This window comes from Pseudoalteromonas sp. Ld19 (genome assembly GCF_045064135.1).
In the GTDB taxonomy this organism is placed as follows: domain Bacteria; phylum Pseudomonadota; class Gammaproteobacteria; order Enterobacterales; family Alteromonadaceae; genus Pseudoalteromonas; species Pseudoalteromonas aliena.
In genome coordinates this window covers 168052-194619 of sequence record NZ_JBISHA010000024.1, presented here as the reverse complement: position 1 = coordinate 194619, position 26568 = coordinate 168052, and the positions used below count along the sequence as shown (strand labels likewise).

General features: G+C 39.3%; 27 protein-coding genes. 12 read left to right on the top strand and 15 right to left on the bottom strand.

The window, feature by feature from the left end; translation table 11 throughout:
* Positions 1-7: 7 nt before the first annotated feature.
* The 3 genes from ACJJVZ_RS19705 to ACJJVZ_RS19695 all read right to left on the bottom strand — a co-directional run bounded on the left by ACJJVZ_RS19705 (position 8) and on the right by ACJJVZ_RS19695 (position 2261).
* Positions 8-733, bottom strand: a complete 726-nt coding sequence (locus ACJJVZ_RS19705) for a response regulator transcription factor (RefSeq protein WP_138584876.1) — start codon at positions 731-733, stop codon at positions 8-10.
* Positions 734-823: 90 nt separating this feature from the next.
* Positions 824-1549 (bottom strand): spondin domain-containing protein, encoded by a 726-nt coding sequence (locus ACJJVZ_RS19700; RefSeq protein WP_405602955.1) that lies wholly within the window; start codon positions 1547-1549, stop codon positions 824-826.
* A gap of 10 nt (positions 1550-1559) precedes the next feature.
* A complete protein-coding gene (locus tag ACJJVZ_RS19695) occupies positions 1560-2261 on the bottom strand; it encodes a spondin domain-containing protein (protein WP_405602953.1) in 702 nt (233 codons plus the stop codon).
* A 185-nt stretch (positions 2262-2446) separates the two neighbouring features.
* Here ACJJVZ_RS19695 and ACJJVZ_RS19690 point away from each other — a divergent pair, with 185 nt between their 5' ends.
* Entirely contained in the window at positions 2447-2812 is a 366-nt protein-coding gene (locus ACJJVZ_RS19690; protein ID WP_182702295.1) for a DUF4870 domain-containing protein, read from the top strand.
* A gap of 228 nt (positions 2813-3040) precedes the next feature.
* Positions 3041-3475 (top strand): YqaA family protein, encoded by a 435-nt coding sequence (locus ACJJVZ_RS19685; protein ID WP_193155067.1) that lies wholly within the window; start codon positions 3041-3043, stop codon positions 3473-3475.
* Between the two features lie 9 nt (positions 3476-3484).
* Here ACJJVZ_RS19685 and folX read toward each other — a convergent pair whose 3' ends face one another.
* The 7 genes from folX to ycaO form a co-directional block, all read right to left on the bottom strand.
* Positions 3485-3841, bottom strand: coding sequence for a dihydroneopterin triphosphate 2'-epimerase (gene folX / locus ACJJVZ_RS19680; protein WP_077536589.1), 357 nt, complete (start codon positions 3839-3841; stop codon positions 3485-3487).
* 3 nt (positions 3842-3844) lie between these two features.
* Positions 3845-4399: a GTP cyclohydrolase I FolE gene (gene folE, locus ACJJVZ_RS19675; RefSeq protein WP_007377310.1), complete on the bottom strand. Its 555-nt coding sequence runs from the start codon at positions 4397-4399 to the stop codon at positions 3845-3847.
* Positions 4400-4424: 25 nt separating this feature from the next.
* The gene (gene folM, locus ACJJVZ_RS19670; protein WP_405602950.1) at positions 4425-5144 is read right to left on the bottom strand and encodes a dihydromonapterin reductase; all 720 of its coding nucleotides are present in this window, start codon (positions 5142-5144) and stop codon (positions 4425-4427) included.
* A gap of 141 nt (positions 5145-5285) precedes the next feature.
* Complete coding sequence (gene nadE / locus ACJJVZ_RS19665; protein WP_405602948.1) at positions 5286-6116, bottom strand: ammonia-dependent NAD(+) synthetase; 831 nt, start codon at positions 6114-6116, stop codon at positions 5286-5288.
* A gap of 67 nt (positions 6117-6183) precedes the next feature.
* Positions 6184-6813, bottom strand: coding sequence for a YceH family protein (locus ACJJVZ_RS19660; RefSeq protein ID WP_077536593.1), 630 nt, complete (start codon positions 6811-6813; stop codon positions 6184-6186).
* A 43-nt stretch (positions 6814-6856) separates the two neighbouring features.
* On the bottom strand, positions 6857-10216 hold the full coding sequence (locus ACJJVZ_RS19655) for an ATP-binding protein (RefSeq protein ID WP_405602947.1): 3360 nt from the start codon (positions 10214-10216) through the stop codon (positions 6857-6859).
* A gap of 107 nt (positions 10217-10323) precedes the next feature.
* Positions 10324-12084, bottom strand: a complete 1761-nt coding sequence (gene ycaO, locus ACJJVZ_RS19650) for a 30S ribosomal protein S12 methylthiotransferase accessory factor YcaO (RefSeq protein ID WP_182702290.1) — start codon at positions 12082-12084, stop codon at positions 10324-10326.
* A gap of 156 nt (positions 12085-12240) precedes the next feature.
* On the opposite strand from ycaO, the gene ACJJVZ_RS19645 reads away from it, so the two are divergent.
* From ACJJVZ_RS19645 to ACJJVZ_RS19615, 7 genes are all read left to right on the top strand, one after another.
* A complete protein-coding gene (locus ACJJVZ_RS19645; RefSeq protein ID WP_405602944.1) occupies positions 12241-14526 on the top strand; it encodes a penicillin acylase family protein in 2286 nt (761 codons plus the stop codon).
* 57 nt (positions 14527-14583) lie between these two features.
* Positions 14584-15432 (top strand): MBL fold metallo-hydrolase, encoded by an 849-nt coding sequence (locus ACJJVZ_RS19640; RefSeq protein WP_405602942.1) that lies wholly within the window; start codon positions 14584-14586, stop codon positions 15430-15432.
* Between the two features lie 99 nt (positions 15433-15531).
* Positions 15532-17064 carry a GNAT family N-acetyltransferase gene (locus ACJJVZ_RS19635; RefSeq protein ID WP_405602940.1) on the top strand — a complete coding sequence of 511 codons (1533 nt, stop codon included), beginning with the start codon at positions 15532-15534 and terminating at the stop codon, positions 17062-17064.
* The gene (locus ACJJVZ_RS19630) at positions 17064-17381 is read left to right on the top strand and encodes a multidrug efflux SMR transporter (RefSeq protein WP_138584204.1); all 318 of its coding nucleotides are present in this window, start codon (positions 17064-17066) and stop codon (positions 17379-17381) included. The genes ACJJVZ_RS19635 and ACJJVZ_RS19630 overlap by 1 nt, the downstream gene beginning before the upstream one ends.
* Before the next feature lie 636 nt (positions 17382-18017).
* Entirely contained in the window at positions 18018-19067 is a 1050-nt protein-coding gene (locus tag ACJJVZ_RS19625) for a hypothetical protein (RefSeq protein WP_405602938.1), read from the top strand.
* Between the two features lie 93 nt (positions 19068-19160).
* Positions 19161-19874 carry a winged helix-turn-helix domain-containing protein gene (locus tag ACJJVZ_RS19620; protein ID WP_405602936.1) on the top strand — a complete coding sequence of 238 codons (714 nt, stop codon included), beginning with the start codon at positions 19161-19163 and terminating at the stop codon, positions 19872-19874.
* 77 nt (positions 19875-19951) lie between these two features.
* Positions 19952-21217 carry an ATP-binding protein gene (locus tag ACJJVZ_RS19615; RefSeq protein ID WP_405602934.1) on the top strand — a complete coding sequence of 422 codons (1266 nt, stop codon included), beginning with the start codon at positions 19952-19954 and terminating at the stop codon, positions 21215-21217.
* Positions 21218-21295: 78 nt separating this feature from the next.
* Here the strand turns inward: ACJJVZ_RS19615 and ACJJVZ_RS19610 are convergent, their stop codons facing one another.
* Positions 21296-21460 (bottom strand): hypothetical protein, encoded by a 165-nt coding sequence (locus tag ACJJVZ_RS19610; protein WP_405621706.1) that lies wholly within the window; start codon positions 21458-21460, stop codon positions 21296-21298.
* 299 nt (positions 21461-21759) lie between these two features.
* Positions 21760-22629, bottom strand: coding sequence for an EamA family transporter (locus tag ACJJVZ_RS19605; protein WP_405602932.1), 870 nt, complete (start codon positions 22627-22629; stop codon positions 21760-21762).
* Between the two features lie 238 nt (positions 22630-22867).
* Here ACJJVZ_RS19605 and ACJJVZ_RS19600 point away from each other — a divergent pair, with 238 nt between their 5' ends.
* A complete protein-coding gene (locus ACJJVZ_RS19600; RefSeq protein ID WP_405602930.1) occupies positions 22868-23251 on the top strand; it encodes an MAPEG family protein in 384 nt (127 codons plus the stop codon).
* Positions 23252-23325: 74 nt separating this feature from the next.
* Here ACJJVZ_RS19600 and ACJJVZ_RS19595 read toward each other — a convergent pair whose 3' ends face one another.
* From ACJJVZ_RS19595 to ACJJVZ_RS19585, 3 genes are all read right to left on the bottom strand, one after another.
* Complete coding sequence (locus ACJJVZ_RS19595) at positions 23326-24534, bottom strand: TonB family protein (protein ID WP_405602928.1); 1209 nt, start codon at positions 24532-24534, stop codon at positions 23326-23328.
* A 9-nt stretch (positions 24535-24543) separates the two neighbouring features.
* Positions 24544-24918: a BlaI/MecI/CopY family transcriptional regulator gene (locus tag ACJJVZ_RS19590; protein ID WP_405602926.1), complete on the bottom strand. Its 375-nt coding sequence runs from the start codon at positions 24916-24918 to the stop codon at positions 24544-24546.
* A 96-nt stretch (positions 24919-25014) separates the two neighbouring features.
* Positions 25015-25713 carry a pseudouridine synthase gene (locus tag ACJJVZ_RS19585; RefSeq protein ID WP_405602924.1) on the bottom strand — a complete coding sequence of 233 codons (699 nt, stop codon included), beginning with the start codon at positions 25711-25713 and terminating at the stop codon, positions 25015-25017.
* 90 nt (positions 25714-25803) lie between these two features.
* Here ACJJVZ_RS19585 and ACJJVZ_RS19580 point away from each other — a divergent pair, with 90 nt between their 5' ends.
* Positions 25804-26109, top strand: a complete 306-nt coding sequence (locus tag ACJJVZ_RS19580) for a DUF6482 family protein (RefSeq protein WP_024607733.1) — start codon at positions 25804-25806, stop codon at positions 26107-26109.
* Positions 26110-26149: 40 nt separating this feature from the next.
* Positions 26150-26557, top strand: coding sequence for a GNAT family N-acetyltransferase (locus tag ACJJVZ_RS19575; RefSeq protein WP_405602921.1), 408 nt, complete (start codon positions 26150-26152; stop codon positions 26555-26557).
* Positions 26558-26568: the final 11 nt, after the last annotated feature.

Here is a 26568-nt window from a genome sequence, read left to right as displayed (position 1 = left end):
AAAGATCTTAATTAAGTTGGCTTGGGTTTAGCTTGTAACCAACACCCCAAACAGTTTCTATAATCGGCGCTTGTTGATGCGCTTCTAATTTGGCGCGTAAGCGGTTTATGTGGGAATTTACAGTGTGCTCGTAACCACTGTGCTGATAACCCCATACTTTATCGAGTAATTGCTGACGACTAAAAACATGATTTGGGTGGTGCGCAAAATAAACCAGTAAATCAAATTCCGTGGCGGTGAGATTAAGTGCTTGTTCGGCTAAATACACTTGGTGTGAGCTAAATTCAATATGCAGAGAACCCACAGTTAGTGTTTGCTCACTATCGACGGGGAAGTTATCATTATTTTGACTAGCGAGTAGTTGCGCTCTGTGGCGTAGCTGAGTTTTAACTCTGGCTTGTAATTCACGGGCAAAAAAGGGTTTGCAAATATAGTCGTCGGCGCCCATTTCAAGGCCAATAACTCTATCCATATCACTGCTAAGCGCGGTAAGTAAAATTACGGAGGTAGTTGGGTAATGTTCTTTTATTTTTCGGCACAAGCTTAAGCCATCCATTTGCGGTAAGTTTATGTCGAGTAAAATAAGTCCGTAGGGATGCTTGGCTATTTTTTTTAAAGCAAGCTCTGCACTAACAACATGATCAACATGTAGGTTCAATGACGTTAGCTGGGTGGTAATTAGTTTTCCTATTTCTCTATCGTCTTCCACAATAAGTAGTTTTTCATGGCGCATAGTTAATCCTCGTAAAAAGGGGGGCATCCATGCTCCCTTACTTCCCCATTACAAGCTGGTAAATTAACGCTTAAATGCCGTTAATATGGATTACTGAGTTCGGGTAATGACAACTTTTGCCAATGGATTATCAAACTTGTGTTCAGGGCTTAGTACTGAACTTGATAGACCGTCTTCATTGGTAACTACACCAGGGTGCCTTGCTACAAAATCAACATCATTGCGCGCTTCGTTAAAGCCTTCGCCATTATCTACAGGACCCGGTAATGTACCAGCTGCTTCTGTATTTGCTTCTGTACCTGCATCATAAGCAACCGTGGTGCGCATAATTGAATCACCAACAGCTAATGCAGATACATCTATAGCACTAAGACCGGTAAACCCATCATTTGTATTCACCATCATTGTGGCAAGCGATAATTTGAGTACTTCTACTGTGTCGGTAGTGATTGTGACTGTCGTGTTTGCGCCAGGCCCAACAGGGCCTTCGCTTGATGCATTGGCAATACCTTTTTCAAATGCTAGAAGTTGGCTGTTATCACCACCTTCAGCCATTGTTTCTAGTGCAACTGATGCAGGACTACCAATTTGCCATAGTGTACCGTCATGATGTGCAACTACAGCAATGGGCGAGAAAGGCTGACCAGCAGTTAAGTTACTTACGGTAACACTAAATGTATAGCTAACAGGAGTCGGGGTTGGTGTTGGTGTAACGATTTGTTCAGGCGTATTGTTATCGTTATCACCACACGCTGAAAGAGTTGATACAAACGCGAGTACTACAGCGCTTTTTTTGATATTTCGAAAAGATGACATAATAGCGCTCCTACTTAACCGTAACGGTTAGTTTTGCTACAGGGTTTAACCATCTATGCACGGTGTTACTTAAATCACTCTTGCCAGCAGCTAGATCGTCATCTCCCAAATTACCAGGGTGAATATGAATGTTAATATTGCTATCAGTACTTGTTAAACCCGCGCCACCAGTGCCTGCATTGCCACCTGGTGCTGCCGGGATACCAGGCGTGCCAGGTGCGCCAGAGCCAACTACTACAAGTTCATTATTTTGTTCTGTGCCTGCGTCATATGCGTTTAGATAAACAGTATATGTGCCAGCTTCAGTTGGTATTTTCCAGCTATCTAGGCCAACGAAGCCATCATTAGTTGGCAGCATCATTGCAGCTAAAGATAAATACTCATTACCATCAGCTGTAGTAAGTGTTGTCATTGCTGACGCGGTTGGGGCAAGTAGGCCTTCAGCTGGATTTGCTGCCATATCGCTTCCCGCAGCTGTTGCTTGTGCAACTAATTGAGCTATGTTTCCGCCTTCTGCCATAGTTTGCAATGCGGTAGAGGCCTCTGTTGCAACTTCAAAAAGCTTATCTTCACTATCGTGAGCGGTTATAAGTACGGGTGTAAAGTGTATACCTTGGGTTAAGTTCGTGACTTTTAAGTCTAACTCTGCGGCCATAGTCGATTGGCTAGCTGCCGCTAAAAGGGTTGCAATTGTTAATGTTGAAGCTTTCATTATTATTTCCTGTAAGTGATGATTCGAGCTAAGTATTGAATAACCGTCTCAAGAAACTCTCACAAACTTATCACTTTTTTATCACAAGATTTCACGCTGTGATTTTTAAAGGTAAATACGTTGGTTGATTAGTAGACATTTGTTTAGTTAAGAGGCAACATACATAAAACAAAAAGGAGCGTGTTGTGGAAGAAAATCAAGAGGTTAAACCAGTTAATAAAGATGACCGTACATGGGCTATGCTATGTCATTTAAGTGCATTAGCAGGGTTTATTGTGCCGTTTGGCTCAATAATTGGGCCATTAATTGTTTGGTTAATTAAAAAAGATGAAATGCCCATTGTTGACGTACATGGCAAAAAAGCACTTAACTTTCAGATAACTATGGCAATTGCCTACCTTGTTTGTTTTGTACTAATATTTGCGGTGATAGGTTTAATATTACTACCTTTAGTGGCAATTTTTGGGTTTGTAATGGTTGTAATGGCAAGTATTAAAGCCAACGAAGGTAAAGAGTTTAACTATCCGTTTAGTTTAAATTTGATAAAATAAACATACAGTTTATTTTTATACCAATTGCATTAAATTAGTGATCTATTATAGCGATAAGAAAATAGCGCAATAACAAGGCTAAAATTATGATACATAGTTGTTCTCTATAAATAATTTTTAACGTAGTTAGTGAGTTATTTAATACGCTAGAATGATCATGTTTTTAATAAAATTGGTATTATAAACCCAGCTATAGGCTGGGTTTTTACGTTTAGCCAGAAGGGCATTATGTTGTATCTCACGTTATTTATTAGCGCATTTATATCTGCCACACTGCTGCCCAGCTCTTCTGAGGTGATCATGGTGGGGATGGTTACTCAAGGTGAAGTTAATTTATGGCTTATGTGGTGCGTAGCAACATTTGGCAATGTACTCGGGAGTTGCGTTAATTATTGGTTGGGTACGCAGGTACTGCGATTTAAAGATAAAAAGTGGTTTCCGGTGTCTGAAAGTGGCCTTGAAAGCGCACAAAAGCAATTTAATAAATACGGTGTCTATAGTTTATTATTTGCTTGGTTACCGATTGTAGGAGACCCGCTAACGGTGATCGGAGGCATATTTAAAGTACGATTTAGTCTTTTTTTATTATTAGTAACACTAGGCAAAGGCGCGCGCTATTTAGCGGTTATCGCCCTTGCCGTTGGATTCGAAAAACTCATTTAGATACAAAAGTTACTTCGCCCAATCAAGCGTAAGCGATACTGAATCAGCAAAACGCAATGCATGTGGTTTATCAACACGGGCTTTTGCGTAGTGAACACTTGGGTGGGTATGGCAAACAGCAAGAATTTCGGCAACTAATTTTTCCAGCAATAAAAAGTGTCCTTGCTCTACTAAACTAATTACTTCTTTTGTGATCACTTTATAATTAAGTGCTTGCTCTACTTCATCGTTTTTACAGGCATCATCTGCAGGGTAGTGGATCTCTAAGTTTATCACTACGTCTTGCTTTTTTTCACGTTCTTCTTGATTAAAGCCGATAAAAGTACGTAGGCGTAAATTAGTAACGTTAATAATTGCATTAGCCATAGGTTAACCCTTTATAAGCTGCAAAAATTCGTTACGCGTTTTAGGATCACTTCTAAAGTTACCTAACATTACTGACGTTCGCATACTTGAATTTTGTTTTTCTACACCACGCATCATCATACACATGTGCTTTGCTTCAACAATTACACCGACACCTTTAGCGCCAGTAACTTCTTCAACTGCTTTAGCGATTTGATGCGTTAGTTGTTCTTGAATTTGAAAACGGCGTGAAAACATATCAACAATACGGGCAAATTTAGATAAACCTAACACTTTACCGTTTGGGATGTAAGCAATATGGCAACGGCCAATAAAAGGCAGCAAATGATGCTCACACATAGAGTACAGCTCTATATCTTGCACTAAAACCATATCGTCAGCATCAGACGTAAACACCGCTTTATTGGTTATCTCATCAAGCGTTTGGCGATATCCTTGGGTTAAATACTCCATTGCTTTTGCTGCGCGCTTTGGCGTATCAAGTAAACCTTCGCGGTTAGCGTCTTCGCCTACTGCGGTGATTATTTTTTGGTAACTTTCTTTTAATTCATTATGCATAAATATCTCATTTTATTTAGCTTATTTACTTTAAGTGACGACCACCATCAATAGGCAAAGAGCGCCCGGTGATGTAATGGCTTTGCAGCAGTAAATCAATGCTATTGATAATTTCTTGGCATCCTGGTTCAATGCCCATTAATGATTTTTTTAGGGTTTTTACACGGTATTGCTCATCGTCATGCTCATTAAAAATAATGAGTGAGGGAGCCACCGAGTTTACTTTTATATTTGGCGCATATTTAGCGCTGAACGATTTAGTTAGGTTTTCAAGGGCTGCTTTACTTGCCGCGTAAGCTAAATGCTTAGGGCTGCCTGTTTCAACTACGTAGTCAGTAAGGTGAATGATATCGGCCGGAGTCCCCGTTACCTTTTGGTGCGTTAAAAGAAGCTCTGTGCACATCATATTAATTAAATACGGTGTTTTAGCGTGTATACGCATCATGTTGTCAAACAGTGCGGCGTAGTCAGGATTATTCGCCTCACAATCCCAGCTTGATGCATTATGCACAATTGCGCGTAATGACCGCGTGCATGTATTAAGCGTCTCTATAAATGTATTAATTCCTGCATCGGTACTAAAGTCAGCATAAATACACACCACACCTTGCTGCTCGAGTTTATCAACCGCATCATGGCGAGTACGGTATGTAATTATAACGTCTTGTCCTTGGGCTATATAATGCTGAGCTAGCGCTAAACCAATACGTTGGCCTGCGCCGGTAATTAAAATGGGCGATGTCATATAATGCAGTGTTCTCTTTGGCGGGTAATTAATAAATATTAGCGTGTTAATTTAATAAAATATACGCAGTCTCTTGATCTGTCGATCAAAAAAGCAATTAATCTCACCGAGCGCTAATTGCTTTATTTTATTAGTTGAACATTAATCGTAAATTGTCGGAATCGGTTGACGTTTATGTTGCGTTCGCTGATAGATGCTAACAAGCTTTTCTTCAACATCTTCAGATATTGATTTACCTTCTAAAAAGTCATCAATTTGCTCATAACTTAAACCAAGAGCCTCTTCATCTGTAAGTCCAGGGCGATCACTTTCTAAATCAGCAGTTGGGGCTTTATTAACCAACAAATCAGGTGCATCCAACGCTGTTGCAAGTGCACGCACCTGACGTTTAGATAAACCAAAAAGCGGCGCTAAATCGCATGCACCGTCACCAAATTTTGTATAAAAACCAGTAATATTTTCAGCACTGTGATCAGTACCTACGACTAAGCCTTGGCAAAAACCTGCAATTTCGTACTGAGCAACCATACGTTGGCGTGCTTTAACATTGCCTTTAATAAAGTCGATTTGCGCTTGATCGGGGAGTGTTTCACCACAGCCAATTACAGCCGCTATAGCTTGCTCATGAAGTGCATCGGCTGCTGGCTGAACATTTACCGTCATACGTTTGCTTGGTTGAATAAAATCAACCGCCATTTGCGCTTCGTCTTCATCGGCTTGTACGCCATAAGGTAGGCGTACTGCTATAAATTGGTACTTGTTAGTGTTTTGTTCTTTATTCAGTTCGTTTACGGCTAATTGGCATAAACGGCCACAGGTTGATGAGTCAACACCGCCGCTAATCCCAAGTACTAACGATCGTGAGTAAGCTGCTACTAAACGTGTTTTAATAAAACCAACTCGACGAGTTATTTCAGCATTTACATCAATCGTTGGCTGAACCTTCATTTCAGCCATAATTTCGGCGCGCATTGCCAGCTCCTTATTGTTAAATCAGTTTATACGCAATAAATTTATTATGTGATTTAGCGTATTTTAGTTAAAGCCCTAAATGATCTTTTATTTGACGAAGCTCTGCTTTTAATTCGTCTATTTCTGCAAGTAGCTCGTCTAATTCATTATTTTTAAGCGTATCAACTTTTCGTATTGTCTCATTAGTTGTTAAGTTCGATGCTTGATCACCAAATAAATGTACGTAACGACTATCACGTTTACCAGGCTCACGGTCTAGTTTATTTACGTAATCATTTTTTATAAGTTCATTTAACGCGTTTTCTACTTCGTTTACGTTACTAAAATCGGCGAGCCTATTACTGCGGGTTCTTAATTCCCCAGGGGTCTGTGCACCACGTAAAAGTAATAAACAAATTATCGCACGCTGCTGCATAGAAAATTGCAGATTACTAAACTCGGTATTACAAAAGCGGTGATCGTATTTATTTACGCGACCAGAAAGCCCTTCATCTATTGTAACCAAACGCATTTCTATTAGTTCATCAAGTGCATTTTGTACATCATTTTCTGTAAGATTTAAAACAGGATCGCGATTAGATTTTTGATTACACGCATTCGTTAGCCCATTTAAAGACAGTGGATAATGCTCTGGTGTTGTACTTTGTTTTTCTAATAAACAACCAATAATACGTTGTTGATTTGCTGATAACTGCATAAATAATCTTAAATGAGTGGGCACATTTTATTAGCTTACACTTTTATTGAGTACCAAGCCATTGCTGAAGTTTGGGTTTCAGAACGGCTAAATCTAGCGGTTTACTTAAATAGTCATCCATTCCCGCAGTTAAGCATTTTTCTTTATCACCCTGCATCGCATTTGCGGTTAAGGCTATTATCGTAATCTTTTTATTATGATTGCCAGCATCGCCTTTTCTAATTGCGTGTGTTGCTTGATAGCCATCCATTTCTGGCATTTGGCAATCCATTAAAATGAGCTTATAAGGTTCGCCTTGCTTTGTCGTCAGTTTTTTTATTGCCTCAACCCCATTTTCGGCAATATCAAAAATTACTCCCATCTGCTTTAATAAAGCAGAGGTAACGACTTGGTTTATTTTATTATCCTCCACTAATAATAGTTGTGGTGCTGATGAATCAGGCATTAGCGCTTTCGTTAATTTGTTCTCTAATTGTGCTTGATGCTGTTGCTGCTCAATATATTTATCGTTGGTGAGTGAATCAAACAAGTCAGAAGGGGTAAGCGGTTTGAAAATCATGCAATCAAAATCCATTTCTAACTTTGAATCTTCTTGGGAATAGCTCATTGGCGCCATAATAATTAGTTTACAACTTTGCATCGTTATAAATTTTTTAAGCGAGGCTATATGTGATTGAGGCGCTTTTTCAAAAAAGTAATAATCAATTAAAATTGCTTCAGGACCATTTATTACCGTGTGTAAATAATCAAAAACTTGCTGGTAATTATTTATGCATTCAACGTTTGCTCCCCAGATAATGAGCTGTTTATTTGCTGTATTAGCATTTAAGTAGCACTCATCAATAATTAAAATATGTTTGTTTTTAATTAAATGACTTGGTAAGTCTTGCTCTTTACTTAATCTAGGTTGTATCTCTATTGTGAAAGAAAATGTACTGCCTTGGCCTTTAACGCTAGTTACACTCACTTCGCCACCCATAAGTTCACAAAGCTGTTTAACTATCGCAAGGCCTAACCCTGTGCCACCAAACTGACGCGTAGTCGATGCGTCTGCTTGTGTAAATGATTCAAATAATGAACTTTGTTTTTTAGAGTCAATGCCAATGCCGGTATCGATTACTGAGCATTGTAAGAATGAACCATTTGTTGCTTCCTCAACTCTTGCGGTTATTATTACTTCGCCATTTAAAGTGAACTTTACCGCATTACCAATCAAGTTATTTAGAATTTGGCGTAATCTGTTTGGATCACTAATTACTTCACTGACTGTAATTTGCGTCGCATCTAAAATAAGTTTGGTATTATTTTGTTCAACTTTTAAAGCAAATGATTCAACGACTTCTCCTAACAATCTCGGGAGATTAAATTGCATATTTTCAATGTTTAGTTTACCGGCTTCAATTTTTGAAAAATCTAAAATATCATTAATTATATTCAGTAATGATTGAGCAGATGATTGCGCAAGCTCAATATGGTGCTCTTGTTGTTGGTCTAATTGAGTTTGTTTTATGATATTGAGCATGCCTAAAACGCCATTCATTGGAGTGCGAATTTCGTGACTCATGCTGGCTAAAAATTCACTTTTTGCGGCAACAGCTTGCTCTGCAGCCTCTTTGGCTGTTACTAGTTTTTGCTCTGTCTCTATTCGTTGTTGGCTTGAATGTAAGCTGCCAATTAAGGCAGCAACAGCAATTAAAAAGCTTTCTTCGTTTTTAGACCAGTAGCGTCTTAATTGGCATTGCTCTGCACAAACCACCCCGATTGCCCCACTGCCTGCGGGAATAATCACACACAACATTGATTTAATTTCTAATGGTATTAAATAGTGATTTTTGATTGGTGCAAGTGTTGGGTGCTCCAAGACGTTAGGGGCATTAAATACCGCAAGGTGATCTATTGCGTTAAAAAAATCGGGAATGTTTTTTCTGAGCCAAATAGGGTCAATGTTATCACTCGGTGCATGTGTACTGTGTATGGCAAAAGGACTTAGTTGAGTTTTATCGTCATTAAAAAACCAAATACTCGCGCGTTTAATATCGAATGCTTGGCAGATTGATTGGGTAATAATGTCTTTTGATTGGCTTAGTTGCCCATTTAAGATTAATTTATTAACGGTAAGAGAGGCTAAAATTTCATTGTGCAGCGCGGTTTTGCTATTTTCTAATTCAATTTTTTTACGGATGTCGATATTTTGTAATGAGCCAAAAATACGCGTACTACGGCCATTTTTTCGCTCAGCTTCGCCATTTACAAGCACCCAAACAGATTCGCCTTCAGCGGTTATGACTTCTAGCTCAACTTCGTAGCTTTCACCATGCTTTATGGCACGTTCAATTAAATGTTTGATTGTTTCTCTGCTTAGGCCTTTTTTAAAGTAACTTAAATCTTTAGGCCATTCAGGTTGGGTTTGCAGAGGATATTTGAATAATTTTTTGGTCATATCGGACCAATACACTTGTTTAGTCTCTAAGTTAAATGACCATGCACCTATTTGAGCTAAGTCGCTCATTGTTTCGAGCATTTTTTCATTTTGTTGTTGGCGATTAAGCATTTTTAAAAAGAACATAAATGCTAAAATTAATAACCCACAAATAATCATCACGGCCAAGCGTAAAGGCCATATAGCTGAGCTTGGAGGGCTCCAACCGGCTTTTGGTGCAACATATAAATGCCAACTCCCGCCTTGAAAGTTTAAAGCAAATTCAAGGGGGGTTTGTTCAACAATGCGTGGATCGCCATAAAAAAACTCCCCTTTTTTACCTAAGCCATTGCGTCCTTGTATTGCAACTAAGTACTCTTTTTCAAGTTCATAAATCCCTGAGTTGCCATAAACCTTGCTAATATCGAGTACCACTGATAACAAGCCCCAAAACTCATGATTAGGTGGCGTATACACAGGTACTCTGGCTATTAATGCTTCGCCGCCTTGTACTAATGTTAATGGCCCCGCCATAATGATCGTGTTCGTATCGCGTGCTCTAATCGCATCTGCACGTTGATTTTTATTAGCTAAAAAATTAAGGCCGATTGCTTTTTCGTTTCCTTTTAAAGGGTAAGTCATCTGGATAATCATATTGGGTGCGCCGCCAATATTACGTAGTTCATTTGATGTATTGAACAAAGGAGCGGCAATTTGTTCAAAGCGTTCTTGTTTTAAATTAGGCTCTGCGGCAACTGCAACGGCTAAACCACGTACTAATTGAATATTAGAAACTAAAGTGGACTCGAGTTGAGCGCGATAGGTACTGACTTCTGACAGGATTTGTAGGCGGTAGGCATCTTTAACACGGTTATAGTTAATATTATCAAGTACAACACCGACTAAGATTGTTAGCGTCAGCGATAACCAAAAGGCAAGCTTAAAGTTATGGACATTTGTTTTACTGTTAGTCGGTGGCGACATTAGCTACATCGTGGTGTTAATTTAGGCAATTCAACTATAGCTAATTTATTACACAAATGAAAATGGCGCCGATCAATATGCGCCATTTTATTTTTATAATTAGTAGTTTAGCTATCGCTAACTTCACGTGCCCAATGATTTTGCTTTGCTACGTGTAACTTGCGGTAACCATCAAGTAATGCCGCATGCTTTTTAAAGCCTTTAAGCGATAAGCCAGGGAAAGTTAAACCGTTAAACTGCTTTTCACCTTCGGCAATTTCAATAGCAAGCGTTACGTTATTAGCGCCAAACATTAAGCCTAGGGCATCTTGGTAATCTGCGTATTCGCGCTCGTCATCGTATTTTATTTCAAGAACTGCTTTTAAGCAGCGGAAGTGGCGCATTGCCTCTTCGTTTACTTGGCCTGTATGAAGTATCCAGTCAACCCAATCAATGGCTTCTTCGCTGCCTGCGGCTAAACATAGGTGCGCTTTAAGTTCACCAATACGCAGTGTGTGCCATGGTGTGTCGGCATCAGTTGCTAAGCCAATAAATTCTGCGGCGCGGATAATATCGCTGTGGCCTGCTTCTTCAAGGCTGTCGTAAATTTCCATCCATTGCTCTGCATCGTACTGATCAAGCGATAGGAATGTTTCACGGAATTTAGCGCCTTCGTTGTTGTTGCGCCAAATAAGCTCATCAACAGGGTAAATGTCTGACATGCCAGGTACTAAAATACGACATGCGTATACGTTTAGGTGCGTGTAATCCATGATGTAGATATCGTGATCCATGCTGTGAATTAGGTCAGTACAGAAGTTATATTCTTGCTCAGTTGTGCCGCTAAAGTCCCAGTGTACAAATTCAAAGTCAGCTTTTGCACGGAAGAAATCATGCGAAATCAAACCGCTTGAATCAATAAAGTGCAGTTCAATGTTTTCAGGCGTTGCTACTTCGTCGTTATCAAAGGTAGCAGGTTGGAATACATCTAGTTGATCAAGACGACGACCTTGTAATAATTCGGTAACGGTACGCTCAAGCGCAACTTCAAATGATGGGTGAGCACCAAAAGAAGCAAATACAGAACCATCTGTTGGGTTAATAAGCGTTACGCTCATTACAGGGTATTTGCCACCAAGTGATGCATCGGCAATGCGCAGATGAAAACCATGACTGCGAAGTTCTTCACACGCTTCGTGAATTTTAGGATATTGCTTAACAACATCTTCAGGCACGATTGGTAAACAAATACCTTCGGCGATGATGCGGTTTTTAATAGCGCGTTCAAATACTTCTGATAAACCTTGTACGCGCGCTTCAAATTTCGTGTTGCCTGCGCTCATACCGTTAGATACAAAAATGTTACCTATAACGTTTACTGGAATGTATACATCTTGGTTATCGCGTTGGCGAGTGTAGGGCAGGGTACAAATGCCACGATCATCATTGCCTGAGTTAAAATCAAAAAGGTGTGATGCGTTCAGCTCACGCTCTGGGTCAAAATAATCCCATAAGCTCTCATCCATAATACCTTGTGGTACTTCATCGCCTTCAACTTCAAACCATTTTTCAGTTGGGTAATGAGTAAACTCACCATTGGCAAACTCTTCACCTAGATAAAAGTCTGCAAAAAAGTAGTTACAGCTTAAGCGTTCAAAGTATTCACCGAGTGCTGAAGCAATAGAGGCTTTGTCGGTTGCGCCTTTACCATTGGTAAACATAACACCGCAGTCGCTGTCTTTTATATGAACCGAATAACAGTTAGCTACAGGGTTAAGCCAAAGCGCTTCTTCAACATTAATGTTTAGGGCTTTAAGCTTGTTTTGCATGGTAGAGATTGACGATTCTAGGTCGCGGTCTTTACCTTTGATAAATGTTTTTTCAGTCATATTGATCTCAACTAGTTCTGCACGATGTGTGGAGCTGACATTATCGTGGATTTTGATGTTTATTTCACCCTTTGCGAGCAAGAACATTATTATTTAATAAAACTGTGGTTATTATATGCTCTCAACGCTTGATGAAAATTATCAAAGGAAAGGTCGATGTTTAAATTAATCAAATGGTTACTGCTATTGACTGTTATTTTAGGGTTGGCGAGTACCGCCGTTGTTTATGGCGTACTTAGCTTAAGTTTACCAGCCCTTGATGGTAACGGGCGTAGTAACGCGGTAGTAGAGCCTGTAAAAATTTCGCGCGATGCATTAGGGCAAGCGGTTATAAACGCAAATAGCCGAAACGACGCTGCCTATGGTTTAGGTTATGCGCATGGGCAAGACCGATTTTTTCAAATGGATTTACTAAGGCGTAATGCCGCAGGTGAGTTAAGTGAGTTATTTGGCGAAGCAGCGCTGGGGCTCGATAAAAAAATGCGTTTTCATCAATTGCGTAAACGCAGCAAAATTATTTTACAAACGCTGCCAGAGGCAGATAAGCAATTACTTAAAATTTATGCGCAAGGTGTAAACGAAGGCTTAGCGCAAGTAGGATATTCAAGCTTTGAATATTTACTAACAGGTGCAACACAAAAGGCATGGCAAAGTGAAGACAGCCTACTCGTGATATTTAGCATGTACCTTGATTTACAAAGCGCCACATTTGAGCGCGACCAAGCACTCATTCAAATTGAGCAAGCGTACACAAAGCAAATGGTTGATTTTTTAACGCAACCAAGTAAGTACCAAGCCGCACTTGATGGCAGCAAATTAACGCCTTATAGCGCCGACATACCTACTTTACCAACTCAAACACAACACGCAGTTAAAAGCATTGGAGCCAACCAAGAACGCGGCAGTAATAACTGGGCGGTTACCGGAGTGTTGACTAAAACAGGTGCTGGAATGGTGTCGGATGATATGCATTTATCGATGGCTGTGCCGGTTATTTGGTACAGGGCACAATTAAATTACATGCAAAATGGAGCGCCTACCCAGGTAACTGGCGTGTCGCTACCCGGAGCACCAGCAATTGTAGTGGGCACAAACAATAATATTGCATGGGGATTTACGAATGGCTATTTAGATACTGCCGATTGGATTGCTTTAAATGACGACAGTAAAACATGGCAAGTTGATGAGTCGATTGCATTACCCGATGGGGAGGTCGAAAACTACTCATTAATACTCAGTGAATATGGCCCTGTAAAATACATTAACGAAAAACCTTATGCGTTGAGCTGGGCTGCACATCAACCTTATGCCGTTAATATGCAGTTATTAAAATTAGAGCAAGCCAAAAATGTAGATGATGCACTTGCTGTTGCTAGCGATGTGGGCATTCCGGTGCAAAATTTAATGGTGGTAGATAGCCTAGGTAGCGCAGCGTGGAAAAACATGGGCGGTATACCGGCTCGTAAAACGCCGAGCGAACTTGGTGTAAATGCCGACGACTACTCAGTACTTTGGCAGCAAAACGAATTACAACGGCCCTTTGTAAAAAACCCACAAAGTGGGCGATTATGGACTGGTAATTCTCGAGTGGTATCGGCTGAGGATAACGCGCGTTTTGGTAATGGTGGCTATGCACTCGGTGCACGTTCGAGTCAAATTCGCGATAGACTATTTGAAAAACAAACATTTGCAGAGAGCGACTTCTACGCACTACAGCTCGATAATCAAGCTCGCTTTTTAATGCCTTGGCATGCATTGCTATTAAAGCAATTAAAAACAGATCAAACCAAAAATCAGCAATATATAACAGCGCTCGAAAATTGGCAGCAATGTGCGTGTTCAACCTCCATAGGGTATACCTTAGTTAAGCGCTATCGCGATGAAGTGATTAATATTTTATTTAGTAATATGGAAGACGAATTAAATAAACAGCAAGGCACGCTTAAATACGTAAAACGAGATTTAGAGCCCGCAGTGTGGCAGCTTATTAATAACAAACCCGATACGTGGATAAACCCGCAATTTAAAAGCTGGGATGCACAATTACACGGTGCATTTAACCAAACTATCACTAAGCTTACTGAGCAGTTTGGCAATAACGTACAAAGCTGGCAGTGGGGCAAGGTAAATAAGCTAGTGATAGAGCATCCGTTTGCAAAGCAAATGCCGTTACTTGCTAAGTTACTCAATATGCCCACAGCAGCGGGTTTTGGTGATAGCTACATGCCCGCCGTACAAGGGCGTAGTTTTGGCGCATCTCAGCGCTTTATTGCTCAACCTGGGCATTTAGAACATGCAATTATGGCTATTCCTGGTGGGCAATCGGGGCATCCCCTTTCTGAATTTTACAGAGCGGGGTTTAGTGATTACGTAGAGGGCAAGCATACGCCTTTATTGCCGCAAGAATTAATACATCAAATAGTAATAGAGCCTACGCAATGAACTAAAGTATAGCTAAACACGTTCTATATTAATTAATTCATACAACAGAGAACTAAAATGAAAAAAATACTACCCGCATTAATAACAGGTTTATTACTAAGCACATCAGCGCAAGCCGATGAGGGTCCAGTAACAGCACAAAAATTAAGTGACCATGTATACGTATTATTTGGGCAAGGCGGTAATATTGCAGCAAGTGTAGGTGATGACGGCATTTATATTATTGATGATCAGTTTGCCAAACTCTCAGATGATATTAAAAAAACGATTAGCGATTTAAAACCAGGCAGCGCAGAGTTTGTTATTAATACCCATCATCATGGCGATCATACCGGTGGCAACGAAAACTTTGCTAAAGCGGGCGCGCATGTTATAGCACACAACAATGTACATAAACGCTTAGAAGAGCAGCACGGGGAAGGGTCAGACTTTTTACCGCGCATTAGTTTTGGTCACGATTTAAAACTACATTTTAATAACGAACACGCGCATGTGGTGCATTATGAACATGCACATACCGATGGTGATTCGGTTATCTTTTTCAGTAACGACAACATTGTACACATGGGCGACATTTATTTTAATTTTGGCAGCTTACCGTTTGTTGACGTAGATAGCGGTGGCAGTGTTGATGGTATTTTAGCGGCAGTAAACGATGTAGTTAAACAAATTGACGACAACACGAAAGTAATACCAGGACACGGTAAGGTAAGTGACCGTTCAGGACTGATAGCGTATGGTAAGCTAGTTCAAAACGCGAAAGACGTAATGCTAAAAGCAATGCAAAATAATGCCAGCTTAGAGCAAGTACTTAAAGCCGATCCATTGGCAGAACTTGGTCTTGAATACGCAGGCTGGTTACCAAAAGAGAAAGTAACCACACTTTTTTATCGCAGCTTAAAGTAGTACATCTAAAGTAAAAAACATGATACAAAGCTGAGTGTATTCTTGATTTAATCGAGCGTGCATTCGGCTTTTATTTTCTTATGCCTAAAGGAGTTGTGTATGTCGGCAGAAAAAACCCATCTTGAAATTTGTAACTTAACCAGAGAGCAATATCCGCAAATTAAAACCTTGATGGATCAAGCGTATCCCGACTTGGGTGGTGCGTGGCCAAGTCATACCATTTTTAGATTAATAGACCAATTTCCTGAAGGGCAAATAGGTATTGTAGATGACGGCGTGCTGGTGGGCTTAGCGCTGAGCGTACAAGTTGATTACACACGTTTTTCAAACCCGCATACCTACGAAGACATTGCAGATGGTCACGACCGTGTATTTAGCGATACCGACGGCGATGCACTATACGGCTTAGATGTTGCCATTAGCGAAACTCACAGGGGCATGCGTTTAGGTCGTCGCCTTTATGATGCCCGTAAAGAACTGTGCCGCCAATATAACCTACGCGCTATTTTAGCGGGTGGGCGTATTCCACGTTATTACAATCACAGCAGTGAAATGACGCCAATGGAATACATTGCAAAAGTAGATCAGAGAGAGCTATACGATCCTATTTTAAGTTTTCAGTTATCTAACGATTTTCAGGTAAAGCGTTTGCTTAAAAAGTACTTACCAGAGGATCAAGAGTCAGTTGGTTACGCCACTTTACTTGAGTGGAATAACATTATGTATGAGCCAACCGACACGGTACTTGAATCAACTAAATCAATCGTGCGCGTAGGTGCTGTGCAGTGGCAAATGCGTTGTGTTGAATCAGTTGAAGAAATGCTAAAGCAGGTTGAATACTTTGTAGATACCGTATCTGACTACAAAAGTGACTTTATACTATTCCCTGAGTTTTTTAACGCGCCATTAATGGGGCTAGGAAATCAAAGTAACCAAACTGAGGCGATTCGCTATTTAGCTGAATACACCGAGACGTTTAAAAACGCGATGTCGCGTATGGCAATAGAATATAACGCCAATATTATTACCGGCTCTATGCCACTGGCCGAAGATGATAAAATTTATAACGTGAGTTATTTATGCCACCGCAGCGGTAAAATAGACGAGCAGCGCAAAATACATATTACCCCGCATGAACAAAACGATTGGGTTATTCAAGGCGGTGACAAAATTGCTGTATTTGAAACCGATGCAGGTCGTGTAGGTATTCAAATTTGTTATGACGTAGAATTTCCTGAGCTTTCACGCATATTGGCCAAACAAGGGTTAGATATTCTGTTTGTACCATTTTGGACTGATACTAAAAACAGCTACCTACGTGTTCGCCATTGTGCACAAGCCCGTGCAATAGAAAACGAATGTTATGTGGTTATTGCAGGCTCGGTAGGTAACTTACCTCAAGTAGAAAGCCTTGATGTGCAATATTCGCAATCAGCTGTATTAACGCCATCAGATTTTTCATTCCCGCACGATGCAACACTAAACGAAGCCACGCCAAACACCGAAATGCTATTATTTAGCGATCTTGATATGGATAAGCTAAAAATTCTTCACAGTGAAGGCACAGTGCGTAACTTAAAAGATCGCCGTGAAGATTTATACGAAGTTATATTGAAAAAGAGAGATGCTTAATGGCATGGATGTACTTAATTATTGCTGGTTTACTTGAAATTGGCTGGCCGATTGGCTTAAAAATATCGCAAAACCCAGAAACCCGATGGCAAGGCATCGCCATAGCTATTGCATTTATGGTTGCTAGTGGCTTTATGTTGTGGCTTGCGCAAAAGCAAATATCAATGGGCACCTCATACGCCGTATGGACAGGTATTGGCGCTGCAGGTACGTTTTTAGTCGGCATATTGTTTTATAACGATGCCGCAACGTTTGGTCGTATTGCGGGAGTATTAATGATTATTAGTGGTGTGATAACCCTAAAAATTAGCTCTTAATTGGTAATTCGAATAAACGCTTAATTATGAATAGCGCAGGTATAGAAGCCTGCGTTTTTTGATACTTTTAACCTAGCAACATAACCAACCTAATCTTAAAATTTAGCCTTATCAACAGGCTAAATCGTTATAAAAGTTAAAAGAAAGTTGAGTCGTTTAACCATCTAAGTTAGTAGCACAGTGCGATCGTATCAAGTGATTAATACTTCATTGTCAAATTTATGGATTCAGAAATCTAGGGCGTGTTGACCTTTGTGGATTGAAATTTGTTCAATCTAGGGGCGATTAAATCGCGGCGTGAGGTTTGTAACCTAGTGGGCTAAGTAAAAACCGAGTAACAGAGAGTTAATCGTCCCTAGAAAGAACCCAAAGGGCAGCCCATGTTTGGTATTTATGCTGCGTTATCGACTATTTATGGGGAATAACCACACGACATAGGCTCTGCCTTGCCTAAAAACCAAACAGTCTGCTGCAAATTCACCCACGAAAGGTCAACACGCCCTAGAGCAATTAATGAATAATTCACCGTACAGAATGTAAGTTTTTTACATACATTTGCAAGACATATAGGTGATATTAGTAATTGTTGGTTTCCAATACACTTACTCCAGCTTAAGAAACTGAACTGGAGATACCATGAACACAATTTTGAAATATACTTGCCCAATTGTACTTGCCATAGCTTTAGTTGCTTGTGGTGGAAGTAACAGTACTAAGAGTGAGCCGATTACAACGGCATCAGATCCTACAGATAGCTCAACAACAATTACTCAACCTGAAGCAGTTTATAACCTTCATCCTGATGACGTTGCGGAATATGTTGAAGAGTTTAAATATAAGTATGATCAATTAGAACTGCAAATTGATGGCGTGCAATATGATATGTCGGTTCATTCTACTGATGTAAAGGGGAAAGTTGTATATGCCAGCTATGAAAAAGGTTTTTTGTCTTTTGGCTTTGACTTTATTGAAGGGGTACCCTTGGCTCACCTCTATGTAATAGAAACAGGGACTGGAGATCTAGGGGCTGCTCAAGAGGAAGTGGACGCATATTTGTTTGGCTATGACATATCGATTGAATTTGATGATGATAATGCCATTTATACTGGTAGACTTAATAATACTGCTCAACAAGATTACAGTGTTCGCCTTGTTATTAATGATTCTGTAGTTTCGAGTGGTAGTACAACATTAGCAATAGAAGGAACTATTGCAACAGTAAAAGGTGAATTAGGCACAAAGACTTACACACAGATTCAAGATCTTGTAAATAATAACCCTGAAGTTACAACGTTACTCTTACAAACTATTACTGGCTCTGTTGATGATGATATTAACTCACATACAGGAAGGTTGATCCGTAATGCTCAGTTAACAACAAAAGTAGAGAAAGGTTCTAGAATATATTCTGGAGGTGTAGATTTATTTGCATCTGGTTATCAACGTGTATATGAAAGCGGTGCTATAGTTGGCGTGCATTCTTGGTGTTGTGAATCTGGCAAAACGGCAGACCAGTTGAGCGAAGATGACCCTGCTCACAAATCACAATTAACTTATTTCCGTGAAATGTTAGGTGATGAATTAGGACCTGAGTTTTATTTCTTTACTATTAATGCTGCTCCTTTTGATAGTATTCATGAAATGTCTGATGAAGAAATGAGTAAATACTTACTCAAAGATGATTAAATAAAGTACTTAGAGGGGATGTTATCCCCTTACTAACTTTTCGGTATTTGTTATACTCAAAGTTTGCTAATCATATACGATACTTTGAGCGCTATGAACTTTTCTTCAAAAATACTCTTAATAGAAGATGATGAGGAGCTTTCTCATTTACTAACAAACTATTTATCAGGGTATGGTTTTAATGTAATAGCTCTTAATTCTGGGGAGAACGCCGTAGAAGTTATTCTTACCCATGATCCTGATATGGTTATATTGGATTTGATGTTACCTAAAGTTGACGGTTTAACCATAGGAGTTCAGTTAAGAAAACAATTTAAGGGTATAATTTTGATGCTCACTGCAAGTGCAGATGATATGGATCAGGTTGCGGCACTTGAAATGGGAATTGATGATTTCATGAAAAAACCTGTTTTACCGCGAGTTCTTTTGGCAAAAATTAAAAACTTACTTTCTCGAAAATCCTCTATTCAAGAAAAAATCCTAATTCAACCTTCTAATAAAGAGCGGACCTATGGGGCGTTATGGCTAAGTAACCAACTCAAACGGTGTAAATTAGATAATCAGTTAATTCATTTAACCCCGTCTGAATTTTCATTGTTATGGCACCTTGTCGAAAACTCAGAGCAAGTAATCAGCCGAGAAGAATTAATTAAATCTTTAAGAAACATAGACTATGATGGACTGGATCGATCGATTGATAATAAAGTCTCTCAAATAAGAAAGAAGCTGAAAGATAATGCTTCTAGACCACAAGGGATAATTACTGTGCGTGGTAAAGGTTATATGTTCGTTCCTGATTTTTGGTAATCACACATCTAATTTATTTAGAAGCTATCTAAGTTCTCTTTGAGAACTATACTTCGCTAACTTGAAAAGTTTTTATCATGGCTAGACTATTTTTACCTTTGTATTTTGGTTTATTGTTTACATTGTATTTATTTTTTATAATGTTACATATATTAAATACCTACTTGTATGTTGATGTATACAATATTATTGATGCTGACAACTTTTCCGCAGAAGTTATCTTACTAAATGAGCTAGAAAAACACATATCAGAAGATAAACAAGAGCATCTCCTGCAATTAATCGCTGAACGTAACAAAGTTATTATTGAACCCATATCGAAATCTGCTATTCCTCCTAACATTCGTAATGAATTAACATCTCAAGATGTCTGGGTTGACGATGAATTTTATGATTACTTTAAAATCTTTTCTGGCGAACAGTATTATAGAATGCATGAAGATGAATCAAATGAATTGATTCAATTAACACATAAGTTAGATAATTATATTGTTCTTACTTTGGTTTTTATGGTTGCACTTTGCTGCTTTATTTGGTTTTTTAATTTACATCGAAAGCTGAGATTAATTGAAGCAACTGTAGTGAATATCAGCGAAGGGGAACTTTTTGCAAGAGTGCCTACGAAAAGCTCTCTGAGAGTGGGAAGACTAAATTCTTCTTTAAACGATATGGCTGAAAGATTAGAGAGACTGTTAAGTAGTCATAGGCGACTAACCCTTTCTCTTGCACATGAAATTCGCTCCCCTCTATTTAAAATGCACTTATATATAGAGCTATTAAGCAAAATAATAGATAAATCGTCACAAGAGCATTTTAGTGGTCTAGAGAAACAGATTTTTGTTATGGAAGAAATGGTAGAAGAGTTACTGCAATATGCTCAAATGGAAAGAGCAGAACTAAAGTTAGAACAGAAATCAATTGAGGTAGGGGACTTTTTAGCATTAAATTGCGAAAAGTTTCAACAGGAGTGCAAGAGTAAAGTCCACCTCAAAATTGAGTCACCCTGTAATCTAATTGCGGATGGCTCTTTATTGTCAAGAGCAATAAGAAACCTAGTGATAAATGCCGACAAATATGGCAAAGATAATATATATATAACCGTCCAAAAACAAAATAAAAATATTAATATCTTTATAGAAGATGATGGGCAGGGAATAAAAAAGGAAAATAGCGAACGGGTTTTTCAACCATATTTTCGACAAGAAGTTCATTCAGACAGGGCAGGATTTGGGCTCGGTTTGTCTATTGTAAAAGAAATAGTTGATCTTCACGGGGCGAATATTTTATTGTCGAATAGTAGTTATGGGGGAGCTAAGTTTACGCTTATATTCGAATTGGAATAATGCTCAGCAGTTGTACAGTAGTATAATGATCAAGGTAGTCAATAAGGTAGCGCTGGCCACCCGGTAATCCCCCCATTTTTAATGGAGGCTATCTGTAGAATTTCCGTTGTTTAACTTTTCCAGTTTTTGTATGGGTGTTATCCCACCTATGCCCATGTTAGGGCGTTCATTATTATAAGTCCATAACTCTGCTTGTTTTAAAATGGCAAGGATCTGACTGTCTGTAAAATGTGCTTTTTTCATAATTTTCTCCTGTGTTTACAATAAGAGAAAATTCTACATTTGGCATCTATTATTTTTAGGGAGGATTACCAGGGAGCTGTCATGATAATGCGGGTGCTGAAAGCTTTTTTGCAACAATTAAAAACGAATAATTAAGCATAAAATATATTCGCCACGCGAATATACGAAAGCTGAAATATTTTATAGAGAAGTTTTACAGTACAAAAAAGTGCTAGCCACGCACAGGCGGCGTTTCACCAGCTAAGTTTGAAGAGGCTACTATCCTGAGTAAAAAGCTGCCTGGTGAAGGCTTTGCAAGTTTACATAACCAATATGGCAGCCACTGCAATCAATAATAGCCCTGCGCTTTCCTGGTGTTTTGGTGGTTGTTTTAGCCAAAGCACAGCAATTAGCATCGTAAAAAACACTTCCACCTGTCCAAGCGTTTTAACATACGCCACGTGCTGCAAGCTCATTGCACTAAACCAGCCAATTGAGCCTACACAGCTAAGAATACTAACGGCTGTTGTAATACCTTTATATTGCCAAAGTTTACTAAGAGTATGTGGCTCTTTTAATAATAAATAGCCAAGTAGTATTAGTGTTTGTAGGCTAATTACAAACAGCAAAACCCAAGCGGCTGAGTGTGGAAATAATAATCCTGAATTTAAGCTCGCTTCTCGTACCCACAACGATGTAAGTGCAAAGCAAGTACCACAAGCAAGTCCTAGTAACGCCGTTTTAGCATTAAAGTGTTTAACGCTTGTTATACCACTGAGCAGTAACACGGCAATAGCGCCAAAAAATACACCAAGCCAACCAAGTAAAGAAAGGGCAGAACCAAAAAACAATACACCTAAAATAGCAGCCACTAACGCCTCGCTTTTGGCAAGACCCGCGCCTACTGCGTAATTGTTCATTTGAAATAGTTTAACCATCAAGCCCGTAGCGAGTATTTGCATAACACTTGCGGCTATAATAAATCCCCAAAAGACATTATTAAACGTAGGCATGGCGGTATCTTGGTATTGATACAAACCATATAAATACACAGCCGCAATAGGGCCTGCAATAATAAAGCGAGAGAGGGTTACGCCAGCAACACTCACATCGTTACTTAATTTACTTTGCAGGGCATTACGCCATGCTTGCATGAAGGCGGCTAAAAAAGTGAAAAAGATCCAAGTCATGGTATTTGTCGATTAAAAATAAGGTCTTTACGTTAACAATCTTTAGTTATTAATGCGATGCATTAACTGTGATGTTGAATATTCATCATCTGCGACATTATGTCGCACGGGTTTAGGGGCGAATTTAGCTATAGTAAGCCTGATGTTATTGTTAGCCGCCTGCGTTTGTTATCAAACGTTTCTGGCGGTTTTTTTGTCCGCTTATGCTAAATTATCCGAAACATCAAAAGGATAATTTATGACAACATTAGTTGTATGTGCATTACTCGCGGTATTAATGCCTTATTTTGCAAAAGTGCCAGTAGCTATAGCAATGGCAAAATTAGGTCGATACGACAATAAACACCCAAGGGCGCAGCAATCAAAATTAACCGGCTTTGGTGCTCGGGCGCTCGCTGCTCATCAAAATTGCTTTGAGTCGCTTGCTGTTTTTGCTGTTGCTATTGCAGTTGTACTGGGCACTGACTCTGTAGGTGCAATGACAGAAACGCTAGCGGTTACGCATATTGTGTCGCGTATTTTGTATTGCGTATTTTACTATATGAACCTAGATATAATTCGCTCATTGGTGTGGTTTATTGGTTTGGGATCAGCCATTGCCATGATTGTGGTGAGCTTATAACTTTATAGCGTAAAACCACAAAGCAAGCAGCCTAAAAGGGCGCTTGCTTTGTAGTCTTGAAAAGTCTAATAAAGTTAGCGCGATACTTTAATTCGCTCTATTAAATCGGTATGAACAACATTCTCGTTAATCGCAAAGTCGAGCTGCACAAGCACGCCTTGATAACCCATTGATGAGGGTTTGTATTGCCACTGTCTTAGCGCCTTTTTAGCTTCACGGTCAAATATGGCTTCAGGCTTTGCACTAACAACAGAAACATTCGCGGTTTCACCATTGGGAGTTATATCGTACTTTAATACCACTGAGCCACTGATGCCTTGTTGAGCTGCTTGTATTGGATAAAGAGGTTCAATACGCATTGTCGGTGAAATGTGATCCTCTTTAGCCATTGCCTCTGGTTGCTTTGCAATCGCCAATCCACTTAGCATACTTGCTGCTACAAGCAATAAGCCACCTTTAGCAAACTTTGAACGTTCTGTGCTGTGTTTTATATTAGTAAGTCGTTGTAACATGGTTTTTTTATCTCCGTAGTGTGAATAAGCCATAAATCCTGCTGGCGCATTTGCCGCACAGCTTATTAAGGCTTTGCTGTATAAAATGTGTTGTTGTATGTTTTTATCGGCTAATACCCGTTCATCACATGTCAGTTCTTGTAGACGGCGCATGCTTGCGTAACAAAACCAAGCAAGTGGGTTAAACCAAAGTAAAATAGTAGGCAGTAATATAAGTGCGTTTGTTAGGTTGTCTTTGCGTTTAATGTGTACGTTTTCGTGCTCTAAAATAAGCGCTAATGTGGCTTTATCGAATTGCGCATTATAGTTACTAGGTAACACCAGCTTGCTGTTTAAAATACCGACCACCATTGGCGTGGCCACATATTGACTGATATAGGTTTTAACACCAGCAGTAAGAGTGCCTTCAAATTGGGTTAATTCAGTTAACTGCAGGCTTTTAACAAAACGGGTATGTGTAATAAAACTTGCTATTAATAACCCTGCGGTAATAAGTGCATACATGAGCGCCCAGCTAATACCTACCTCGTTTGTAAAAGGTTGGTTGGGGGTGATTAAGTAGTGACTAATATCACTGTTTTGCAGTGGTTTAATCGCGTTTGGTAAGTTAGCGATAACCAAGGCCGCAGGTAATAGCCATGCTAATTTATATACAAATCGCGAGCCAAGGGCTTTTAAACCAAATCGCTCGAGTAAAATAAATCCACAAAACAAAATACTTAATAGTAGTTGCTGCTCAATCAACCAATTAAATCCAGTTTGAATAACCATGTTAATCCCTTACTTTTGGTTTTTTTCCCAGTCATCTATAACTTTTTTAAGCTCGTTTATATCTTGCTGAGAAAGCTGCTCCGATTTAGCAAAACCACTAACTAGTGGCGCAATACGTCCGCTAAAAAAGCGCTCAATAAAGTTTTGGCTTTCTTTTAAAGTGTAGTCTGCACGCTCAATACAGGGCGTGTAAATATATTGGCGACCGTCTTTTTCAAATGTTAGTGCGCCTTTTTTTACTAAACGACCAAGTAAGGTTTTAATGGTTTTTTCGTGCCATTGTTTATCGTCGCTTAAGCGCTCAATTATTTGGCTCGCGGCGGCGGGGTAGTTAATCCAAAGTGCCTCGAGCACGTCAAATTCTGCTTTTGATAACTCAATCATGCTATTGCCTACAAGTGTAATCTTTAATTATAGACTACGCCTGTAATCTATAATTGCAAGTTTATTTTTTATAAAGTTTTAGTTTTGTAAAAAGTATTAAGTGCGGGGCTGTAAAATATCATTTTTATTAATTTTTATGTAATTCCCTTCAAGAAGGTTCAAATCCTTAAGTGCAAGCTCGCTAAATTGTGCGCGATATAAGTCAATAACTTTGTAGCCGCAGTAATGCGCCATCTTACGTATTTGCCTGTTTAGCCCTTGCTTTAAAACAATACTAAATTGATTGCTGGCTATTTTATTAACTTCGCAAGGCAGGGTTATGTGTTTATCAACAGGTACGCCTGCTGCCATTTTTGTACAAAAGTCGTCATCTAAAGGCTTATTTACGGTGACTAAATAATGTTTAGGCTGGTGGAAATCAGGATGTATTAGTTGATTACAAAAATCCCCATCGTTGGTCAAAATAAGTAAACCACGGGAGTCTTTATCAAGGCGGCCAATGGGGTAAACACGAGTAAAGGTAGGCAGGTGATGAATGAGGCTTGCAGGGTCGTCAATATTTAATTTGCAATCAATACCTACTGGCTTGTGGTACGCAAAATAAACTAAATCGGCAGCACCTTTAATTTCTTTTTCGTTCACTATTATAGTGTCTTGCTCATCAACGTGATCGATATGATTCGCTGGGCGATTATTTACAGTCACAACACCTTCATCAATTAAACGCGATGCCTGTTTACGAGAACAAATACCCGCATGGGCAATATATTTAGCGAGTCGAATTTTTGTACTCATAATGTGTAATGTCAGCGGCTAATAAAAATTTGATCGCGATTATAGCAAAGATGCGTATCTATGAGGTTACTTTTAAAAAAGGTGGTTGTTATGGGTATGAAATTCTCAGAATTAAAAAAACATGAGCCATTACAAAAGGTGGTTGCGCATTCTCTTGAAATGGCATTATACCAAGTCTCTGTAATTATAAATAATGTCGAATACTACGTGACAGAGGAAAATGGTGAGTTTATAAAAGCACTAAGCCCACTGCATATTCAAAAGCGTTTTGAAAAAATAGCCTATGCACAAATGATGCTGCGCCATACAAGTGCTTACGACGAAATGTGTGGTCAACCCGAAAAAACAGCCAGTAATATGCTTGAAGTCCCATTTGGTAAAAATAACCTGTATTGATTGAGCTAGTTTGCTAGTATCAGCTCTTTAAGGGTGGCACATGTATCAATTAACAGCAGATAATACTGATGCGTTAAACGTAGCGCTTCGCGCGCAAATGGTTGAATTTAACGCCCAGCATTTTGATGCGCAAAGAGTGCCATTAGGTTATAAATTTGCTGATGAGCAAGGCGAGCTTGTTGCCGGTATTAGTGGGTGTGTATTTGGAAATTGGCTGATGATTAGTTGGCTTTGGTGTAGTGATATGGCACGAGGTAAAGGGCTTGCAGATAAACTGCTAACGGCACTTGAACAAGATGCTATTGAACTAGGTGCAACAACTGCTCAGCTTGATACACTTGATTTTCAGGCAAAACCTTTTTACGAAAAGCGGGGTTATAGTGTTAAGTACCAACTTAATAATTACCCGCGCTCAGGGACTCGCTACTTTATGGAAAAGTCGCTCTAATTTTTTGCTGG

What these genes read in the sequence shown, in the direction of transcription:
- ACJJVZ_RS19610 (WP_405621706.1), bottom strand. Translation starts at nt 21,460, where the DNA reads ATGAAAAAAGCACATTTTACAGACAGTCAGATCCTTGCCATTTTAAAA.
- ycaO (WP_182702290.1), bottom strand. Translation starts at nt 12,084, where the DNA reads ATGACTGAAAAAACATTTATCAAAGGTAAAGACCGCGACCTAGAATCG.
- ACJJVZ_RS19660 (WP_077536593.1), bottom strand. Translation starts at nt 6,813, where the DNA reads ATGCAGTTATCAGCAAATCAACAACGTATTATTGGTTGTTTATTAGAA.
- ACJJVZ_RS19605 (WP_405602932.1), bottom strand. Translation starts at nt 22,629, where the DNA reads ATGACTTGGATCTTTTTCACTTTTTTAGCCGCCTTCATGCAAGCATGG.
- ACJJVZ_RS19630 (WP_138584204.1), top strand. Translation starts at nt 17,064, where the DNA reads ATGGCATGGATGTACTTAATTATTGCTGGTTTACTTGAAATTGGCTGG.
- ACJJVZ_RS19645 (WP_405602944.1), top strand. Translation starts at nt 12,241, where the DNA reads ATGTTTAAATTAATCAAATGGTTACTGCTATTGACTGTTATTTTAGGG.
- ACJJVZ_RS19615 (WP_405602934.1), top strand. Translation starts at nt 19,952, where the DNA reads ATGGCTAGACTATTTTTACCTTTGTATTTTGGTTTATTGTTTACATTG.
- ACJJVZ_RS19695 (WP_405602953.1), bottom strand. Translation starts at nt 2,261, where the DNA reads ATGAAAGCTTCAACATTAACAATTGCAACCCTTTTAGCGGCAGCTAGC.
- ACJJVZ_RS19685 (WP_193155067.1), top strand. Translation starts at nt 3,041, where the DNA reads ATGTTGTATCTCACGTTATTTATTAGCGCATTTATATCTGCCACACTG.
- folX (WP_077536589.1), bottom strand. Translation starts at nt 3,841, where the DNA reads ATGGCTAATGCAATTATTAACGTTACTAATTTACGCCTACGTACTTTT.
- ACJJVZ_RS19585 (WP_405602924.1), bottom strand. Translation starts at nt 25,713, where the DNA reads ATGAGTACAAAAATTCGACTCGCTAAATATATTGCCCATGCGGGTATT.
- nadE (WP_405602948.1), bottom strand. Translation starts at nt 6,116, where the DNA reads ATGCGCGCCGAAATTATGGCTGAAATGAAGGTTCAGCCAACGATTGAT.
- ACJJVZ_RS19635 (WP_405602940.1), top strand. Translation starts at nt 15,532, where the DNA reads ATGTCGGCAGAAAAAACCCATCTTGAAATTTGTAACTTAACCAGAGAG.
- ACJJVZ_RS19595 (WP_405602928.1), bottom strand. Translation starts at nt 24,534, where the DNA reads ATGGTTATTCAAACTGGATTTAATTGGTTGATTGAGCAGCAACTACTA.
- ACJJVZ_RS19655 (WP_405602947.1), bottom strand. Translation starts at nt 10,216, where the DNA reads ATGTCGCCACCGACTAACAGTAAAACAAATGTCCATAACTTTAAGCTT.
- ACJJVZ_RS19620 (WP_405602936.1), top strand. Translation starts at nt 19,161, where the DNA reads ATGAACTTTTCTTCAAAAATACTCTTAATAGAAGATGATGAGGAGCTT.
- folE (WP_007377310.1), bottom strand. Translation starts at nt 4,399, where the DNA reads ATGCATAATGAATTAAAAGAAAGTTACCAAAAAATAATCACCGCAGTA.
- ACJJVZ_RS19625 (WP_405602938.1), top strand. Translation starts at nt 18,018, where the DNA reads ATGAACACAATTTTGAAATATACTTGCCCAATTGTACTTGCCATAGCT.
- ACJJVZ_RS19600 (WP_405602930.1), top strand. Translation starts at nt 22,868, where the DNA reads ATGACAACATTAGTTGTATGTGCATTACTCGCGGTATTAATGCCTTAT.
- ACJJVZ_RS19575 (WP_405602921.1), top strand. Translation starts at nt 26,150, where the DNA reads ATGTATCAATTAACAGCAGATAATACTGATGCGTTAAACGTAGCGCTT.
- ACJJVZ_RS19590 (WP_405602926.1), bottom strand. Translation starts at nt 24,918, where the DNA reads ATGATTGAGTTATCAAAAGCAGAATTTGACGTGCTCGAGGCACTTTGG.
- ACJJVZ_RS19580 (WP_024607733.1), top strand. Translation starts at nt 25,804, where the DNA reads ATGGGTATGAAATTCTCAGAATTAAAAAAACATGAGCCATTACAAAAG.
- ACJJVZ_RS19700 (WP_405602955.1), bottom strand. Translation starts at nt 1,549, where the DNA reads ATGTCATCTTTTCGAAATATCAAAAAAAGCGCTGTAGTACTCGCGTTT.
- ACJJVZ_RS19640 (WP_405602942.1), top strand. Translation starts at nt 14,584, where the DNA reads ATGAAAAAAATACTACCCGCATTAATAACAGGTTTATTACTAAGCACA.
- ACJJVZ_RS19705 (WP_138584876.1), bottom strand. Translation starts at nt 733, where the DNA reads ATGCGCCATGAAAAACTACTTATTGTGGAAGACGATAGAGAAATAGGA.
- folM (WP_405602950.1), bottom strand. Translation starts at nt 5,144, where the DNA reads ATGACATCGCCCATTTTAATTACCGGCGCAGGCCAACGTATTGGTTTA.